Source organism: Corynebacterium sp. 122RC1, assembly GCF_024580955.1.
Classification (GTDB): Bacteria; Actinomycetota; Actinomycetes; order Mycobacteriales; family Mycobacteriaceae; genus Corynebacterium; species Corynebacterium kozikiae.
Genome location: NZ_JANIKD010000017.1, coordinates 18,611 through 35,671 on the forward strand (window position 1 = coordinate 18,611; position 17,061 = coordinate 35,671).

General features: G+C 60.5%; 17 protein-coding genes and 7 tRNA genes. 15 read left to right on the forward strand and 9 right to left on the reverse strand.

Going from position 1 to position 17,061, the window contains the following annotated elements:
• The first annotated feature begins 130 nt into the window (after positions 1-130).
• A complete protein-coding gene (gene hemQ / locus NQ050_RS08685; RefSeq protein WP_257038907.1) occupies positions 131-835 on the forward strand; it encodes a hydrogen peroxide-dependent heme synthase in 705 nt (234 codons plus the stop codon).
• 45 nt (positions 836-880) lie between these two features.
• Here hemQ and msrB read toward each other — a convergent pair whose 3' ends face one another.
• The 8 genes from msrB to NQ050_RS08725 form a co-directional block, all read right to left on the reverse strand.
• Positions 881-1,294 carry a peptide-methionine (R)-S-oxide reductase MsrB gene (gene msrB / locus NQ050_RS08690; protein WP_257038908.1) on the reverse strand — a complete coding sequence of 138 codons (414 nt, stop codon included), beginning with the start codon at positions 1,292-1,294 and terminating at the stop codon, positions 881-883.
• A 10-nt stretch (positions 1,295-1,304) separates the two neighbouring features.
• Positions 1,305-2,018 (reverse strand): dihydrofolate reductase family protein, encoded by a 714-nt coding sequence (locus NQ050_RS08695; protein WP_257038910.1) that lies wholly within the window; start codon positions 2,016-2,018, stop codon positions 1,305-1,307.
• An 85-nt stretch (positions 2,019-2,103) separates the two neighbouring features.
• Positions 2,104-2,179: transfer RNA gene (locus tag NQ050_RS08700), tRNA-Gly, on the reverse strand.
• Between the two features lie 39 nt (positions 2,180-2,218).
• Positions 2,219-2,290: transfer RNA gene (locus NQ050_RS08705), tRNA-Val, on the reverse strand.
• Between the two features lie 7 nt (positions 2,291-2,297).
• A tRNA-Cys gene (locus NQ050_RS08710) sits at positions 2,298-2,368 on the reverse strand.
• A 42-nt stretch (positions 2,369-2,410) separates the two neighbouring features.
• Positions 2,411-2,483: transfer RNA gene (locus NQ050_RS08715), tRNA-Gly, on the reverse strand.
• A gap of 40 nt (positions 2,484-2,523) precedes the next feature.
• A tRNA-Val gene (locus NQ050_RS08720) sits at positions 2,524-2,595 on the reverse strand.
• 57 nt (positions 2,596-2,652) lie between these two features.
• Positions 2,653-2,728, reverse strand: a tRNA-Gly gene (locus tag NQ050_RS08725).
• A gap of 297 nt (positions 2,729-3,025) precedes the next feature.
• Here NQ050_RS08725 and NQ050_RS08730 point away from each other — a divergent pair.
• The 10 genes from NQ050_RS08730 to NQ050_RS08775 all read left to right on the forward strand — a co-directional run bounded on the left by NQ050_RS08730 (position 3,026) and on the right by NQ050_RS08775 (position 12,505).
• Positions 3,026-3,100: transfer RNA gene (locus NQ050_RS08730), tRNA-Val, on the forward strand.
• A gap of 528 nt (positions 3,101-3,628) precedes the next feature.
• Entirely contained in the window at positions 3,629-4,195 is a 567-nt protein-coding gene (locus tag NQ050_RS08735; protein WP_257038911.1) for a copper resistance CopC family protein, read from the forward strand.
• Between the two features lie 35 nt (positions 4,196-4,230).
• Positions 4,231-4,800, forward strand: a complete 570-nt coding sequence (locus NQ050_RS08740) for a copper chaperone PCu(A)C (RefSeq protein WP_257038912.1) — start codon at positions 4,231-4,233, stop codon at positions 4,798-4,800.
• Between the two features lie 36 nt (positions 4,801-4,836).
• Positions 4,837-6,108 carry a Dyp-type peroxidase gene (locus NQ050_RS08745; protein ID WP_257038913.1) on the forward strand — a complete coding sequence of 424 codons (1,272 nt, stop codon included), beginning with the start codon at positions 4,837-4,839 and terminating at the stop codon, positions 6,106-6,108.
• A gap of 332 nt (positions 6,109-6,440) precedes the next feature.
• The gene (thrS, locus tag NQ050_RS08750) at positions 6,441-8,504 is read left to right on the forward strand and encodes a threonine--tRNA ligase (RefSeq protein ID WP_257038914.1); all 2,064 of its coding nucleotides are present in this window, start codon (positions 6,441-6,443) and stop codon (positions 8,502-8,504) included.
• A gap of 60 nt (positions 8,505-8,564) precedes the next feature.
• The gene (locus tag NQ050_RS08755) at positions 8,565-9,221 is read left to right on the forward strand and encodes an HIT domain-containing protein (RefSeq protein WP_257038915.1); all 657 of its coding nucleotides are present in this window, start codon (positions 8,565-8,567) and stop codon (positions 9,219-9,221) included.
• Positions 9,214-9,873, forward strand: coding sequence for a phosphatidylinositol phosphate synthase (gene pgsA / locus NQ050_RS08760; RefSeq protein WP_257038916.1), 660 nt, complete (start codon positions 9,214-9,216; stop codon positions 9,871-9,873). The genes NQ050_RS08755 and pgsA overlap by 8 nt, the downstream gene beginning before the upstream one ends.
• 5 nt (positions 9,874-9,878) lie before the next feature.
• Positions 9,879-10,838: a phosphatidylinositol mannoside acyltransferase gene (locus tag NQ050_RS08765; protein WP_257038917.1), complete on the forward strand. Its 960-nt coding sequence runs from the start codon at positions 9,879-9,881 to the stop codon at positions 10,836-10,838.
• A 53-nt stretch (positions 10,839-10,891) separates the two neighbouring features.
• On the forward strand, positions 10,892-12,019 hold the full coding sequence (locus tag NQ050_RS08770; RefSeq protein ID WP_257038918.1) for a glycosyltransferase family 4 protein: 1,128 nt from the start codon (positions 10,892-10,894) through the stop codon (positions 12,017-12,019).
• On the forward strand, positions 12,020-12,505 hold the full coding sequence (locus NQ050_RS08775; protein ID WP_257038919.1) for a hypothetical protein: 486 nt from the start codon (positions 12,020-12,022) through the stop codon (positions 12,503-12,505).
• Here the strand turns inward: NQ050_RS08775 and NQ050_RS08780 are convergent.
• Positions 12,483-13,763, reverse strand: coding sequence for a DUF2029 domain-containing protein (locus NQ050_RS08780; RefSeq protein ID WP_257038920.1), 1,281 nt, complete (start codon positions 13,761-13,763; stop codon positions 12,483-12,485). The two genes, NQ050_RS08775 and NQ050_RS08780, sit on opposite strands and share 23 nt — an antisense overlap.
• Before the next feature lie 91 nt (positions 13,764-13,854).
• Here NQ050_RS08780 and NQ050_RS08785 point away from each other — a divergent pair, with 91 nt between their 5' ends.
• The 4 genes from NQ050_RS08785 to ruvA all read left to right on the forward strand — a co-directional run bounded on the left by NQ050_RS08785 (position 13,855) and on the right by ruvA (position 17,058).
• Complete coding sequence (locus NQ050_RS08785; RefSeq protein WP_257038921.1) at positions 13,855-14,751, forward strand: acyl-CoA thioesterase II; 897 nt, start codon at positions 13,855-13,857, stop codon at positions 14,749-14,751.
• 108 nt (positions 14,752-14,859) lie between these two features.
• Positions 14,860-15,612: a YebC/PmpR family DNA-binding transcriptional regulator gene (locus NQ050_RS08790; RefSeq protein WP_257038922.1), complete on the forward strand. Its 753-nt coding sequence runs from the start codon at positions 14,860-14,862 to the stop codon at positions 15,610-15,612.
• A gap of 152 nt (positions 15,613-15,764) precedes the next feature.
• Positions 15,765-16,388 carry a crossover junction endodeoxyribonuclease RuvC gene (gene ruvC, locus NQ050_RS08795; protein ID WP_257038923.1) on the forward strand — a complete coding sequence of 208 codons (624 nt, stop codon included), beginning with the start codon at positions 15,765-15,767 and terminating at the stop codon, positions 16,386-16,388.
• A gap of 46 nt (positions 16,389-16,434) precedes the next feature.
• Entirely contained in the window at positions 16,435-17,058 is a 624-nt protein-coding gene (gene ruvA, locus NQ050_RS08800) for a Holliday junction branch migration protein RuvA (protein ID WP_257038924.1), read from the forward strand.
• The last annotated feature ends 3 nt before the right edge of the window (positions 17,059-17,061 follow it).

The window sequence follows — 17,061 nt, forward strand, 5'->3', positions numbered from 1 at the left end:
ACCACGGGTACAACTTATGATTGATATCGTTGTGTGTTGAAGCGGCACGAAATCGAGTGTCGCGGGCAAGACGCCGGAGTTCTTTTGTGCCTCGGTGCCGTGCCAGATCCCTGAGAAAGGAAACGCCACCGTGGCTGAAAAGCTCAACTTTGATGAACTCAATGCTGTCCAGCGCTACACCCAGTTCGTAGCATTCCGATCCCTGCCAGGTGCTTTGGGTACCGAGCGTGCGGAAATCATTGCGCAGGCCCAGGAATTCTTCGCTGCACTAGAGGCGGAAGGTGTGGTCACTGTCCGCGGAATCTACGACCTCTCCGGCGGGCGCCCAGAAGCAGACTTTGCCATCTGGTGGCACGCTGAAGAGTTCACCTCCCTGCAGAAGGCTTACTCAGACTTCCGCCGCGAGACCGTCCTGGGCCAGGTCAGCGAGGTCTTCTGGATCGGCAATGGCCTGCACCGCCCAAGCGAGTTCAACAAGTCTCACCTGCCGAGCTTCATCATGCACGAAGACCCAGGCGCGTGGGTAGTGGTGTACCCATTCGTGCGCTCCTACGACTGGTACATCATGGACCCACAGGAGCGCCGCCGCATCCTCTCCGAACACGGCCAAGCTGCACGCGACTACGCAGACGTCCGCGCCAACACGGTTCCGGCATTCGCCCTGGGCGACTACGAGTGGTTGCTCGCATTCGAGGCACCCGAGCTGCACCGCATCGTGGACCTCATGCACCAGATGCGCTACACCGATGCGCGCCTGCATGTGCGTGAGGAGATCCCATTCTTCACCGGACGCCGCGTAGAGGACGTGGCAGAGCTCATCGCTGTGCTGCCATAACGAACGCAGGTTCAAGGGCTAAGCGCCACCGGTTTCGGTGGCGCTTTACTGTTCTACCGGCTGCTCGCTGAGGGTCAAGCTAATGGAATTGATGCAGTAGCGCAGGTCGGTGGGGGTGTTGTAGCCCTCCCCGGCGAATACATGCCCAAGGTGTGATTCGCAGTTGGCACACAGGACCTCCACGCGGTGCATGCCGAGTGAAAAGTCATCGCGTTCAATGATGCGGTCACCGGCCAACGGCGAGAAGAATGAGGGCCAGCCGCAGTGAGAGTCGAACTTCTCGGTGGAACGAAACAGCTCAGCGCCACAGGCTTTACACGAATAGATGCCCTCTGTAGTGGTATTTGTGTATTCACCCACATGAGGTGCTTCGGTGCCCGCCTGCCGCAGCACGCGGTACTCCTCGGCGCTGAGCCGCTGGCGCCATTCTGCGTCGGAAATGAGCTTGAAATCAGTCATGCTGCCCAGATTACTCATCCCCGCGCCGCACGCGCAGCCGCGTGAAAATAAGGCCCTCCACGTGCACAAACTCCGGCTCCAAATGCACTGCGTGTTCAGGGGCGAACAAGGGATGCTCGATGTGCTCGCTGATCACAGGGGAGATGCTGAGGTGAAGCGTATCGACGAGCCCAGCACCCAGCAGCTCACTGTACACGTGCGGCCCTCCCTCCACGCTGACCCGTGCGGAATGGGGCAGATGCTCGCGCAGGGCCGCTAGGGCCTCGGCGCCTTCGCCCTGGTAAGTGATCGCGCGGGGGAGTGTGAGCTCAGAGTTGGCGGTGTGAGTGCTCGTGTGGGTCAGAATTACGGTGTTTGGGTGTTGGGCGAGTTCCTGGAGGTGCGCAGATTGCCTGATGGCATTGAGCGAGCGGTCCCATAGCACCAATGTGGGCAAGGGGGCTTGGCCGCGGTTGGTGCGTTTTTGTTGCGCCTCTGTGGAAAGTTGCACGGGGCCGTAGGATTCCGCGTCTGCCGTGGTGGCGGTAACCAGGATGAGGTCGGCCCAGCTTCGCATTGTGAGCAGCACTTGTTGGTCGAGCTCGTTGCCCAGGCCCCCGGAGGTGCCGCCCACCGTTGCTGCGCCGTTGAGTGATTGGATTGCTACGGCGCGGACATCGGAAATGCCAACGTCCTTGGTGGGGCCGAGCAGGCGGGAAAGCAGCGCCGAATGTGCATCGTGCATGGGAGGCCTTAATGGGGTTTGGGTACGGTCGTGGGTACGGAAACACCCCCAAGCGCTCGAGACCGAGACGAACTTGGGGGTGTGGTGGAGCGGATGACGAGACTCGAACTCGCGACCCTCACCTTGGCAAGGTGATGCGCTACCAACTGCGCTACATCCGCATGATCCGTATTTTGGGGAGTCTGGATCAAAAGACTCCGTGCGCGATACTGGGATTGAACCAGTGACCTCTTCCGTGTCAGGGAAGCGCTCTCCCGCTGAGCTAAACGCGCCGGTACGAGGTGGAAACGGGAATCGAACCCGTGTGCACGGTTTTGCAGACCGTTGCCTCACCACTCGGCCATTCCACCGCGGCGTTACCGCCTCAGGTACCGCGAAGTACGAAGTACCAGAGCGGATGACGAGACTCGAACTCGCGACCCTCACCTTGGCAAGGTGATGCGCTACCAACTGCGCTACATCCGCATGATCCGTATTTTTGGGGAGTCTGGATCAAAAGACTCCGTGCGCGATACTGGGATTGAACCAGTGACCTCTTCCGTGTCAGGGAAGCGCTCTCCCGCTGAGCTAAACGCGCCCGGGATTCCTTATTCTCCGAGCCACCTCATGGTGAAGGCGGATGGATAAAAAGAAATGGAGCGGATGACGAGACTCGAACTCGCGACCCTCACCTTGGCAAGGTGATGCGCTACCAACTGCGCTACATCCGCATGCAACCTTCGTTGCGATGAACAACATTAGCGTGACTTCCACGCCTGAGACAAATCCCCAGCAAGGTGCGGGTGTGCGGTGTGGTTGAGGTGAGTTTGCGGCACGGAGTGTGCTGTGGAGTGCGCTGTTGATGGTGGGGTTGGTTGATTTGGTGTTTGGTGCGCGCTGGGTGGCGCGCAAGTGGTGGATAACGTGCGGATTAGGTGTGAATGCCGCACCCGTGCTAGCTTTAAAACCTGTTGTGAGCAGGTCTTGCAACAACGCACGATGAGCTTCACTGAAGAAGTGGTGCTTGCGGTCCTATGGCTCAGTGGAAGAGCGTTCCGTTCACACCGGAAAGGTCGCTGGTTCGATCCCAGCTAGGACCACCAATTTGTTTGAATGAACCCGCCGAGGCGTTTTGCCCGGCGGGTTGCTTGTTGTTGGAATGGGTGGGGTGTTCCTGGGGCTTTTGCGCGTTGGTCGAAAGGAGGCGTTGGTCGATACCTAAAGGTCGATAGGGCGCGATTTTCCCCCCGAAATCGCGGGCCCTATCGACCAACGCGGCGCCCTATCGACTTTTAGCTATCTACCAACGCGTTCCGCGGCACCAAAGATCGGAGTTGAACCACCGGTAGTCGGCGGTTTCCCAGAAAACTCCTCAGCACCAACCCCCGGCACACGCCTCGGGCACGCTCGAAGATGTGAGATGTTTCCCACACCTAGCCTGGGGAACTTATCGCAATTCTGCTTCGACTACTGCTGTACCGACCCCGCACCTGGTGTTTTCTTGCTCATGGTCTTCTACGGACAACCAAGGAGATGCACTCTACGGGGTTGTGATGAATTGCGTGGGGTGGTGCTATGAGTGGGTTGAGTCCCCAAATACACCCCAAAACTCGAGGATTGGATTTTCAAATATGGGCAAGCGTTTCACCGGTGCCGTAGCCGCAACTGCGGTGCTGTGGGCAGGTTCGTTCGGTGCTGGAATCGCCGCAGCGCATGACTCGGTGCTGAGTACCTCGCCGGAGGCGGGCACTACCGTTGAGGCCTTCCCCGAAACTATTTCTTTTGTGTTCTCCGGTGAAGTGCAAGATGGCTTCAACACCATTGCCGTTACGGATCAGGCTCAAGGCAGGGTGGTGTTTGAAGGTGAGCCCGCTGTGGAAGGCCAAAATGTCTCCATCGAGGTGCCAGAAGATCTCCAGCTTAGCCCGGGGACATACACCGTCGGCTATCAGATCACCTCGTCTGACGGCCATGCGACCAGGGGAAGCTTCGAGTTCTCCTACGCCGGCGCAGCCACCGAGACCAATACAGAATCCGCACCCGCACCCGCGCCAACGGCTAGTGAGGAAACCCCGAGTAATCAGGACATGGTGACGTCGGAAAGCGGCAGCAACCTGCCTTTGATCCTGGGTGCCGCAGTTGCCATTTTTGCGGCGGCGGGTGTGGCGGCGGTAGTGCTGCGCCGCCCCAAGCTCTAAGCCTTTCACCTCCATCTTTAAGTCAAGGAAGAGACATGCTGAACAACAACGTCAAGAAGTACCTGCTCACCTCGGGCGCGATTGTGCTGGCCTCGTTGGGGCTGGCGGCCTGCACCACCTCCGAGCGCGACTCCGAAATGAAGGTGGAAACCGCCACCTCCGCCGCCGTGCCGCACAGCGCCGCCGCTTCCTCGGCAACCTCCGCCGAGGACGCCGAGAATGCGTTGGTGTTGGGCGGCGCGTACATCCGTGAAATGGCAGCGGATGCAGATATGACCGCGATTTTCGGCGAGCTCACCAACAACACCGAGCAGGACGTCACCGTGACTGGTCTGAGTGGCTCGATTCCCGCGCAGGCATACGAGATCCACGAGGTTGTGGACGGGCAGATGCGGCAGAAAGAGGGCGGCCTGGTGATTCCCGCGGGTGAGACCGTGGTGCTGGAGCCAGGCTCGGATCACTTCATGGTGCTGGGCGTGGAGACCCCCGTTGCCGCTGGTGACACCGCGGACATCACCCTCGAGGTGAGCGAACTCGGTTCCGTGAGCTTCACCGACGTGCCAGTGCGGACTGTCGCTGCCGGTGACGAAGAATACGCACACTAGTCCACTCACCACCCTCCACCGCGAAACCCCAGCGCCATGCCTGAACAGACCAGCTCCCAACCTGCCCTGGTAACCCGCCGAGCCTTCCTCGCCGCCACCGCCGTGACTGCCACCGCAGCAACCGCGGCGTGCCAGGCAGACACCCAGCCCAGTGGCGCCGCAGCAGAAGGCGCTCCAGGAAGCAGCGGTGCACAGGGCACCCTCGGGACCGCAACGGTTGCGTTTGACGACGTGCACCAGGCCGGCATCGCAACACCGCCGCAGGCGCATTGCGAGATCCTGGGGCTCAATTTGCGGGCGGGAGTGGATCGGGCGGCGGTCACGCGCTTGCTGCGCCTGTGGACTGAGGACGCACGGGAGCTCACTCAGGGGCGCAACCCGGTGGGCTCCCTGGAGCCGGAGATGGTGAGCACCCCGGCGAACCTCACCATCACCTGCGGAGTGGGGCAGCGCTTCTTCAGCATTATTGGGAAACAGGAGGAACGTCCGGAATGGCTGGCGGACCTGCCGGAATTTTCCTTGGACCAGCTCAGCGCAGAGTACGGGCAGACGGACCTCATGCTGCAAATCTGTGGCGATGACCCACTGTACGTGGCTTTTGCCAGCCGGCACATGGTGCGCTCGGGTGTCAGTTACGCACAGGTGGCCTGGGTGCAGCAGGGCTTCCTGAACGCCCATGGGGTGCTTGAGCCAGGGCAGACCCCACGCAACCTGTTTGGGCAAAAAGACGGCACGGTGAACCCGCGAAGCGACATCGAGTTTGATGAGCAGGTCTGGATTGCCAACGAAGGCCCGCTGTGGTTGCGCGGTGGAACCGCCATGGTGTTGCGTCGCATTGCAATGAACCTGGACACCTGGGAGATGCTGGATCGTGCGTCGCGCGAAAACGCGGTTGGCCGCACATTGGACACCGGCGCGCCCCTTGGTGGCAGTGATGAGTTTGATCAGGCAAACTTTGACGCGCGCGACGAACATGGCTTGCCGGTGATTGATCCCCGCAGTCACATGGCGCTCGCCGCACCGCCTGGTGACCAGCCGGAACAGAGGATGCGCCGGCGCGCGTACAACTATTTCCAGCCGCCGGTGCCTGGCAGTGAACAGCTCAGCAACGCCGGACTGCTTTTTGCTTGCTTCCAAAAGGACCCACGGACATCCTTTATTCCGATTCAGCGCAGGTTGGACCAATCGGACCGGCTCAATGAGTGGATCACCCATGTGGGCTCCGCCGTGTACGCCATCTTCCCCGGGGTCGGCCAGACGCAGGGGCAGGATCGCTTCTGGGGGCAGCGCCTGCTGGAAGGGGCCTAACGGATAGGGACCTAGGGGTAGGGGCCCAGCGGGAAGAAAAAGCGTCGGGGTGCGCCGCATTTGACCCGGCATTTTTGGCTCGCCACTCTCGACCAAGCCCTCCGCGATTGAGGGGCATAGCTTTGTGCCCTTGGCGTGCGGAAAGTAGAGTGGGGAAGTTGAACATGCACTACGCCTTTTGGCGCCGAAAAGCTGCGTGCAAGGGGATTGAGCCCCGTGGCTTTTCGGCGACGCCAAATCCTGCGGTGGGTGCTGGGCAAACACACTTTTCGTAGCGTACTCGTCCAGGTATGACGGGTGCGCATGAGCGCAGTAAAGGAGCGCGACCTTCCATGGTTTCAGAACACATCACGGCACAACCATTGCCCGCCTTCACCGTCCCAGCAGGAACCGCTGCCGGTGCGGCTATGCGTGAGCTAGAACTGCCAAACAAGGGTCCAGAGGCTATTGTTTGCGTTAAAGACGAGCAGGGTAACCTCAAGGACCTTTCCTTTGTCCCCGAGGTTGATACCGTGGTTACGCCTGTGCCAGCAAACTCCGAGGAAGGCCGCGCTGTGATCCGCCACTCCTGCACCCACGTTCTGGCGCAGGCTGTGCAGGCGGAGTTCCCAGGCGCAAAACTGGGCATCGGGCCAGCCATAGAAAACGGCTTCTACTACGACTTTGACGTAGCAGAACCCTTCACCCCAGAAGATCTGAAGACGTTGGAAAAGCGGATGAAGAAGATCATCAAGCAGGGGCAGAAGTTTGAGCGTCGCGTCTACGCCTCCCAAGAGGAAGCCGCCGAGGCTCTGAAGAATGAGCCGTACAAGCTTGAGCTCATCCAGGACAAGGGCAACGTTGATCCCAACTCCGACGAGGCCACCGAGGTCGGTGCCGGCGAGCTCACGGGCTACTACAACCTCAACCCGCGGACCGGTGAAGTGGAGTGGTACGACCTCTGCCGCGGCCCCCACGTACCAACCACCAAGTACATCCCAGCGTTCGCCCTCACCCGTTCCTCCGCCGCATACTGGCGGGGTGATCAATCCCTGGCCGGTCTGCAGCGTATCTATGGCACTGCGTGGGAATCCCAGGAAGCCCTGGATGAATACCAGCACATGCTGGCGGAGGCGGAGAAGCGCGATCACCGACGCCTCGGCTCGGAGCTGGACCTGTTCAGCTTCCCAGATGAGATCGGCTCTGGTTTCCCCGTGTTCCACCCCAACGGCGGCATTGTGCGTCTTGAAATGGAGGAGCACTCCAGGCGGCGCCACATTGCTGCCGGGTACTCCTTTGTGAACACCCCTCACATCACCAAGGGTGATCTCTTTGAAAAGTCCGGCCACCTGGACTTCTACGCGGACGGCATGTTCCCCCCAATGCAGCTTGACGGCGAGCACGATGAAGATGGCAACGTGACCAAGCCGGCGCAGGACTACTACGCCAAGCCAATGAACTGCCCGATGCACAACTTGATCTTCGCGTCCCGCGGACGCTCCTACCGCGAGCTGCCGCTGCGCCTGTTCGAGTTCGGCACCGTGTACCGCTACGAGAAGTCAGGTGTGATCCACGGCCTCACCCGCGCCCGCGGCTTCACCCAGGATGACGCGCACATTTACTGCACCGAGGATCAGCTTGAAGCAGAGCTCACCACGGTCTTGGAGTTCATCATTTCCCTGCTCAAGGACTACGGGCTGGATGACTTCTACCTAGAGCTTTCCACCAAGGACCCAAACAAGTTCGTGGGTTCGGATGAGATCTGGGAGCACTCCACGGAGATCCTCCAGCGAGTTGCTACCAATTCCGGCCTTGAGCTCGTGCCAGATCCTGCGGGTGCTGCATTTTATGGGCCGAAGATTTCCGTGCAGGCGCGTGACGCCATCGGCCGCACCTGGCAAATGTCTACGGTTCAGTTGGATTTCAACCTGCCGGAGCGCTTTGATCTGGAGTACACCGCCCCAGACGGCACCAAGAAAAAGCCGATCATGATCCACCGTGCCTTGTTCGGTTCTATCGAGCGTTTCTTCGGCGTGCTGCTGGAGCACTACGCCGGCGCGTTCCCTGCGTGGCTCGCTCCCCAGCAAGTGATCGGTATTCCTGTTGCGGACGCTTTCATTCCGCACTTGGAGGAAGTCACCAAGGCGCTGCGCGAAAAAGGTATTCGTGCAACGGTGGATACCTCAGATGATCGCATGCAGAAGAAGATCCGCAATCACACCACCGGCAAGGTGCCGTTCATGCTGCTCGCCGGCGCGCGCGACGTTGAAGCTGGCGCCGTGAGCTTCCGCTTCCTCGATGGCACCCAGGTCAATGGCGTTCCTACGGACAAGGCTGTGGAGTTGATTGCCTCGTGGGTTGCGCAGCGCAACAATGAGCAGCCAACGGAAGAGAATGTGCAGGAAGCCCTGGCCTAAAGGCAAGTCTCAAGGCAGTACAGCCCACAACAGGTGTCATTAAAGGGAAAGGTTGGGATCATGGGTGCGGAATCGCCGAACACGGCTTCACATGGAGAACCGGAAGCGGGCCCCTATGTGGACCAAGGCGCAGGTACGCCCGATTTGCTCACTCGGCTGTGGGCCCCGTACCGCATGGCGTACATCGTCAAAGACGCCGCGGATTCACCAGGCGGGTCCCGCCGCAATCCCTTTGTGTCCCTGCCCGAGCATTCCGATGAGGAGTCACTCATCGTGGCTAGGGGCGAGCACGTCTACTGCGTGCTCAACCTGTACCCCTACAATCCTGGGCACATGCTCGTGGTGCCATACCGCGAGGTGTCGGAGCTCGAATTGCTCACCGAAGCGGAGTCCCACGAGCTGCTTGCGTTCGCACAGAGGGCAATCAGGGCACTCAAGGAGGTTTCGCGTCCCGACGCGGTCAATGCCGGCTTTAACTTGGGTCGCGCCTCCGGAGGATCGGTTGCGCAGCACTTGCACATGCACATCGTGCCCAGGTGGAGCGGGGATGCAAACTTCATGACGGTGATCGACGGCACCAAGGTGCTCCCACAGACACTGAAAGAAACCCGCGCGCTACTGGCGGATGCCTGGGTCAACCTCCCCCCAACCCCAGCAGCCCCCGAAGCTCCAGCATCCCCCAAAGATGCTGCCCAAAACGGAGAAGCTCATGCTTAGTGTGCGCGGGCGAAAGCCCGCTGCAGTGGTGGTGGAGCCGGTTGCGCGAGCGCTGCTCAAGGTGGGATTCACGCCGAACACGATCACCTTGGTGGGAACCGTCATCACCATCGCCATTGCAGTGGTGCTGATCCCCACCGGCCATCTGGTTGCCGCCGCGGTTCTTTCCGGGCTCTTCGCCGCCTTTGACATGATTGATGGCACCATGGCGCGGCTGCGCGGCGGCGGCACAAAATTTGGCGCAACGCTTGACGCAACCTGTGACCGCCTTACCGACGGCGCCCTGTTTGCCGCAATCACCTGGTGGCTGATCTACAGTTACCAGGCACACCCCGCTCTGGTGGTCGCGTCATTGGTGGTGCTGGTGTGCTCTCAAGTGATCTCCTACGTAAAAGCCCGCGGCGAGGCCTCTGGATTCACCATGATTGGTGGTTTGGTGGAGCGCCCAGAGCGGCTCATCTTGGGCCTTGGCGGCCTGGGGCTGCAGGGCTTCGGCGTTCCCTACGCTATCGACGTTGCCCTCTGGCTCCTTGCCGTCGGCAGCGTATTCACGGTGGTACAGCGCCTGCACATGGCGGCGAACTCACCGCTGGCCAATGAAAAGACCGCACCACCTGCCGGCGCGGAAACCACCTCCGGTGAAAGCGCATAGCGGGCATGGCAAAATTTCCACTGGGTGCGCCCACACAAGTGCGCCAGGAACTCGCAGCCCAGGCATACCTTTTAGGTTGGCGGCTGGTGCGTGCCCTCCCGCTACCTGTGGCAGAAAAACTCTTCCAATTCGGTGCGGACCTGGCAAGTGGCAATGGCCGCAAGCTTCCGCAGTTGCGCAAAAACCTTGCCAGGGTGGTGGGGTCGGACCAAGTGAATGATGCATTGGTGCAGGCCTCCATGCGCTCCTATGCAAGGTATTGGCTGGAGGCGTTCCGCCTGCCGTCCATGGTGCACAGCCCCAAGGCGTATGCGCGGGTCACTTCCAAGCTCAGCCAGGTGGTGCAAGGGGAGCAATATTTGCGCGATTCTTTTGCCCAGGGCAAAGGGGTGGTGCTGGTCCTTCCTCATTCCGGTAACTGGGATATGGCCGGGGTGTACTTGGTCCATGAACTTGGAACGTTTAGCACCGTTGCCGAACGTCTCCAACCAGAGCGGCTGTACCAAGCATTCGTGGACTTCCGGGAATCCTTGGGCTTTGAGGTCCTCCCGCACACTGGCGGAGTAGTGCGACCTTTCGACGTCCTGCGCCAGCGCCTGCGTGAAGGCAAGGTGGTGTGTCTGCTGGGGGAGCGGGACCTCAAGGCTACGGGCCACGAAGTGGAGTTTTTTGGTGAAACTGCGCGAATGCCGGTTGGTGCGGTGAAGCTGGCGCAGGAAACCGGTGCGGCCCTGCATGTGGTGCACTGCTGGTTTGAACCCGATGGGTGGGGCTTTAGCATCTCTGAGCAGGTCCCCACCGCGGAAGGCGAGCAGGGGCTGGAATCCGCGATGCGGCAAGTGGCCCACATCATGGAAAGCAACATTGCAGCTCACCCCGAGGATTGGCACATGCTCCAACCATTGTGGATTGCCGATCTTGACTCACGCCGCTACGCTCGTGGCCTAAAGCGTGACGCTGAATGACCAGCCTCGTGACGCGTCACCAGCCAGCACCACCAGAAGAGGAATAAGACCGCATGCGCATCGGTATTGTGTGCCCGTACTCTTTCGACGAACCCGGGGGAGTACAAGCCCACATCCTCGATCTGGCACAGATCCTGATCCGTAGGGGCCATCAGGTGCAGGTCATTGGTCCGTGTTCGGCCAAGACCCAGGTGCCGGAGTTTGTCACAAAAGGTGGGCGAAGTTTTCCGATTCCGTACAACGGTTCCGTCGCAAGACTCGCCTTTGGGCCCCAGGTGTTTCGCCGGGTGCGCAGCTTTATTCAGCAGGGCGATTTTGATGTGCTGCATATCCATGAGCCGAACTCGCCTAGCTTTTCGCTTGCTGCCTTGAGGCTGGCACGGGGCCCGATTGTTGCCACCTACCATGCGTCGAGTAGCGGATCGAAGTTGCTGAAAGTGGCGCTGCCGTTGCTTCGCGGCTCGCTGGAGAAGATCCGCGGCGGCATTGCCGTATCGGAAATGGCGCGGCGCTGGCAGGTGGAACAACTTGGCGGGGATCCGGTGCTGATCCCCAACGGCGTGGATACGCAGATGTATCGCCAGGCATTGATGGACGTCGGAACTGCGGCGCCGGCACAGGAACGCCCAGTGGAGATCGCTTTCTTGGGCCGCCTTGGCGAGTCCCGCAAAGGTCTGCAGATTCTCCTGGACTCCCTGCGATATTTGGCGCGTCCCGCCACGATCACGGTGATGGGCGGCGGCACGCCACCTCCGCTGGCGCCGCACCAAGTTTCACCTGGGGTAGAGGTGCGTTTTGCTGGCCGGGTGAGTGATGAGGAAAAGGCGAGGCTGCTGGCACAAGCGGACATTTACGTTGCGCCGAACACTGGCGGGGAGAGCTTTGGGATCGTGCTCGTGGAAGCGATGGCCGCGGGTTGCGCGGTGGTTGCCAGTGACCTCGAAGCCTTCGCCGCGGTCTGCGACGCCCAAGGTGAGCAACCCGCCGGAATGCTGTTTCGCAACGGTGACCCCAAGGACCTCGCTTGCGTGTTGCGCAGTCTGATCGATTCCCCGCAGAAGCGTGCGGCTCTGCAACGCGCGGGGGAGCTTCGCGCGCAGCTCTACGATTGGGAGCGAGTAGCCACCCTGATCACCAGGGTGTATGAAACTGTTGTGGCAGATGAGAAGGTAGAGGCGTAAATGAGCACTGCACTTTTGGTCCTCCTCGCTGTGCTTATCACGGCGTTTTTGGGCTGGGCTTGGAACACGGCGCAGCGCCTGAACAGGCTGCACATTCGTACCGACGCCGCCCTCCAGGCCCTCCAGGCCGCATTGGATCGCCGCGCCGCCTTGAGCGCGGCCCTGATTCCTTCCAGTGCAGGACAAGCGGCAAAAGCCCAGGCAGTGCAACTGCGCTACGCCACGTTTGCTGAGCGAGGGGAGAGGGAGTGGCCCATCTCTCAGGCCATCGAGGATCTTGGTGAAAAGGTGCCAGCGGCTCTCACAGACGCCGAAGCCCGCCTGCACCTTGCGGTGCGCTTTTACAACGACGCGGTGGCAGATACCCGCGCGCTTCGCACGAGGCCCTTGGTCCGGGTGATGCGCCTCGGTGGAACAGCCAGCTTGCCCGAGTATTTTGAACTGCTCAGCCCTGCCAGCCCTTCTAGTCCTTCCAGTCCTTCTTAGGCGTCCGGGTGCCGCGCCTGGCCTCCTGAATCGCCCACGCTACAGCGACCACGGTGAGGATCACGATAAGGAGGTTGCGTGCTGCCAGCACCGCCGGTTGCAGCAGAGAACCGCCCAGCTCTGGGTTCAGTATTTGGTTGTACATAAACGGGTAGACCAGCAAAGACATCACGGCAACTCCCATGGTGCCCCACACCAGCGTGCTCAGCGCCTTACTGCGAGGCATGTTTTGCAACGCCACTGCCAGGATGGGGCCCAGCCACAGCACATACTGGGTGGAAAATACCTTGTTGGTGCACAGCAGCAGGAAAATCAGAGCGATCCACAGCGCCAGGGTGGCTTGAGGGGAAACATTCCCACGGAACAGGCTCCACAGCGCCCACCCGATGGCGAAGGCTAGCATGCCCACCGTGGCAGCGTCCGTGATGGTGATCGCCAGATCTACGTGGGGGCCAAAAATCTCAAAGCTCTTGGAAGGTGCGTAGCTCACCGTCCAGGTTTCGGGGTGGAAGTAGCGCAGCACCATCAGTGGGCTTGCGGCCACGGACTCAATTTGCAGGCCGCGGTCACCTTGGTAATCCAGCGGGGAAAGTACCCGATCAGCGCCAAAGAACACCCAGATGCTCGCGCACAGCGCAAGCAGCGTTGCCGCGAACGTGCCTACCGACACCCATGTTGTGGAGTTCCGCCAGCCTCGCACCAGCCCCACACCCAACACACCGGGCCAAAGTTTCATTGTGGTGGCAAAAGCGAGCAATGTTGACGCCAGCGCGGGAAAACGGAACAACGCCATTGCAGCCCAACCCACCACCACCGCGGTGAAACTATCCAGGCGAAGAATGTGCAGGTGTGCCAGCAGCGGTGGGAAAACTATCCAGAACCAGCAGGCAGCCAACGTCGGAACCCCGCCGCGCTTGCCGTACTGCAGTGAGCGGAGAAACACGGCGTCGAAAAGCAGCACTAACCCAATGAACGCTGCGATGAAGTGTTCTTCATTCTGACCGGCGAACGCATTGGCTGTCATCGCCGGAAGTAGGCCGGTGAGGGGATATTCGCGCAGAGCAGCAGGATCGGAGCTGTTCAGATTGGTGAAATAGTACTTCACGTCCCCGAGCGGCATGAGGTTGAGTGTGGTGACAAAGCCCAGCACAGCCCTGGCCAACACCCAAGCCAGCCACTGTAGCCAGGTGCGACCCAGCAGGGGCGGGCGGGGTTTGCTCGCGGATGGCGTGACGGCCGCGGATGAGGAGTTGCGCACGCAAAGATCATAGCGATGTGTACTCAATCCGGCGGTTGGCACGCGGTTTCTGTAACATCGCACGCAGGTGAGAGAAGGAAGGTGGACTGTGATGGCGCAACTCGAGGATCGCGAACAGAAGCGCACGGCCGAACCCCGGCCGAAGGTGCCCGAAGGCGGCTTTGAAAATGGGATTGAAAAGGTCTTGGACCTGGAAACAATCGACCGCAACCTCTTCCGCGGCCCCGTGGTGCCTTCCCTGTTTACCAGGACGTTCGGTGGCCAGGTGGCCGCCCAGGCACTGGTAGCCGCCACGCGGTCCGCGGACCCCGCCTACAAGCTGCACTCGCTGCACTCCTACTTCCTGCGCCCGGGAAATCCCAAGCAGCCGACCATTTTTGAAGTAGAAACGTTGCGTGAAGGCCGCAGCTTCAGCGTGTGCCAAGTCGCGGGCATTCAGGACGGCAAGGTCATCTTCAATATGCACGCGAGCTTCCACATCCGCGGTGATGAAGGCATTGTCCACTCCGACCAAATGCCCAACGTGGCCGACCCGGATTCACTCCCACCGGCGCAGGGACTCACCCCAGGCCAGCGCGCGCTGCTCGGGGAATGGACGAACTTTGACCTGCGGGTAGCACAGCCTGAGGGCCAGGGAGCAGAAACGACGCCACCAACTCGGCAGCTCGTGTGGTTCAAAGCAAAAAACACGTTGCCGGATGACGAAAACTTCCACATGTGCACGCTCACATACATGTCTGACATGACGTTGCTCCACTCCGCCATCGCGCGGCATCCCAAGGCAAAGGTCCAGATGGCCTCATTGGACCACGCGATTTGGTTCCTGCGCCCATTCCGCGCCGACGAATGGTTGCTCTATGACCAGGTTTCCCCCTCCGCCGCACATGGGCGTGCGCTGACCCAGGGGCAAGTATTCAACCATGCCGGTGAGCTGGTAGCGGTGGTCACGCAAGAAGGGCTCACACGGTTCTTCAATGAACCCAAGTAATGGGGTTCGGTGTGGATCGCGTATAATCGCCACAGCGAAATGTAGCGAATCGTGCGGTGTCCGGCTGCACGTCGCTGCGCATCAAGGATAAGGGAGACAAGGAACGCTATGTCAGGCCACTCTAAATGGGCAACCACCAAGCATAAGAAGGCCGCAAACGACGCAAAGCGTGGCAAGGAATTTGCCAAGCTGATCAAGAACATCGAGGTTGCGGCACGGACCGGCGGTGGTGACCCAGCGGCTAACCCAACCTTGGACGATATGATCCGCAAGGCCAAGAAGGCCTCCGTGCCCAATGACAACATTGAGCGCGCCCGCAAACGCGGCTCCGGCGAAGAAGCCGGCGGCGCTGACTGGCAGACTATTATGTACGAGGGCTACGGCCCCAACGGCGTTGCTGTGCTGATTGAATGTCTCACCGACAACCGCAACCGCGCCGCCACCGAAGTACGCACCGCCATGTCAAAAAATGGCGGCAACATGGCCGAGTCCGGTGCAGTGAGCTACATGTTTAACCGCCGCGGCGTGGTAACCGTGCAGCAGGGTGATCTGAGTGAAGATGACCTCCTCCTTGCGGTCCTCGACGCCGGGGCTGAGGAAGTAGTCCAGGTGGGCGAGGTCTTTGAAATCCTCTCCGCGCCGGGTGACATGCCTGCGATCAAGGAAGCTCTGGCCGATGCCGGCATTGAGGTTGAGGAGGCTGAGTCCGACTTCCGTGCTGACGTGCTGGTGCCGCTGGATGCTGACGGTGCCCGCAAGATTTTCCGTCTCATCGATGCCCTTGAAGATTCCGATGATGTGCAGAACGTCTACACGAACATGGACCTTAGCGAGGACGTGCTGGCGCAGCTTGAGGACTAATTTTTTAGCCCGAGCTCTGGTTTGAGCCTAGGTGCCTGCCCCGTTTTGCGAAACTTGGGGTAGGCACCTACGCTTTGCCCAGATATTCGCATATGTGTGCTAAGTTGTGTTGGTGATGCGCCGCAACTGAGGCACACGCAGAAAGGGTCGCAATGAATATTCAAGGGCTGCGGGTCATGGGGATAGACCCAGGCCTCACGCGATGCGGCCTTTCCGTGGTGCAGGCAGGACGCGGCCGCCAAGTGATCCCCGTGGCGGTGGGAGTGGTGCGTACCGAAGTGGGCGGTGACCTGCCGGACAGGCTGTTGGACCTATCCAATGCGGTGAATGATTGGATGGATGAATATCGTCCGGATGTGGTGGCCATCGAGCGTATTTTCGAGCGCGGCAACGTTTCCACCGTGATGCACACCGCCCACGGCGTGGGCGTGCTGGTGCTCGCAGCCGCACAACGGGGAATCCCGGTGCACATGTATACGCCGAGTGAAGTGAAGAAGGCGATCTCCGGCAACGGGCGGGCGGACAAGAAGCAAATGACCGCCATGATCACCAGGATCTTGGGCCTTGGTTCCCCGCCGAAGCCGGCGGATGCTGCCGACGCCCTCGCACTCGCCGTGTGCCACTGCTGGCGAGCCCCACTCATCCACACCCAAAAGATTGCCCACGATCAGGCGCAACGCCAACAGGGCAAGCTCGGCAAAGCCAAACAGCAACTCCTGGCCGCAGAGAAAGAACAGCGCAAACTCCACTCCCAAACGTGGAACACTGGCTCGTAGCCGGAGCTAGAACCCGATATTTGACCTGAGAAGAAATGGAATTGACATGATCGTCTCCCTGCGCGGAACGGTACAGGACATCGCCTTGGACCACACAGTCATCGAATGCAATGGCGTGGGGTACGAGGTGCTGGCATCGCCAAATACCCTTGCACGGCTGCAGCGGGGCGAAGAGGCATTTGTGCTCACCACCATGGTTGTCCGCGAAGATTCCCAAACCTTGTTTGGGTTCCTGGATGCTGCTACCCGGTCAATGTTCAGTCTGTTGCAAACCGTTTCTGGCCTCGGCCCTCGTCTGGCCCTTGCCACCCAGGCGGTGTACAGCACGGAGGACATTGCCTCCTTGATCGCCGCTGGCGACGCGAAGGCGCTGCAGCGAGTGCCGGGTGTGGGAAAGCGCACCGCAGAGCGCATGATTGTTGATCTGAAAGACAAGGTTGCACAGTATGCGGCCGAGCCAAATACCCCCCAAAGCGCTCCCCAGGGCGCTACGGTGGCTGTTCCCGGTTCTCCGCTGGTGCACGCGCAGGTGCTGGAGGCCCTGGTTGGGCTCGGGTTTGCTGAAAAGGTGGCGGTTCCGGCGCTTGAAGGGGTGTTGGCGGAGCAGCCAGATCTGAATACTTCAGCCGCGCTGCGCGCAACGCTCAGCGTGCTGGGCTCCGGGAAGTAAGCT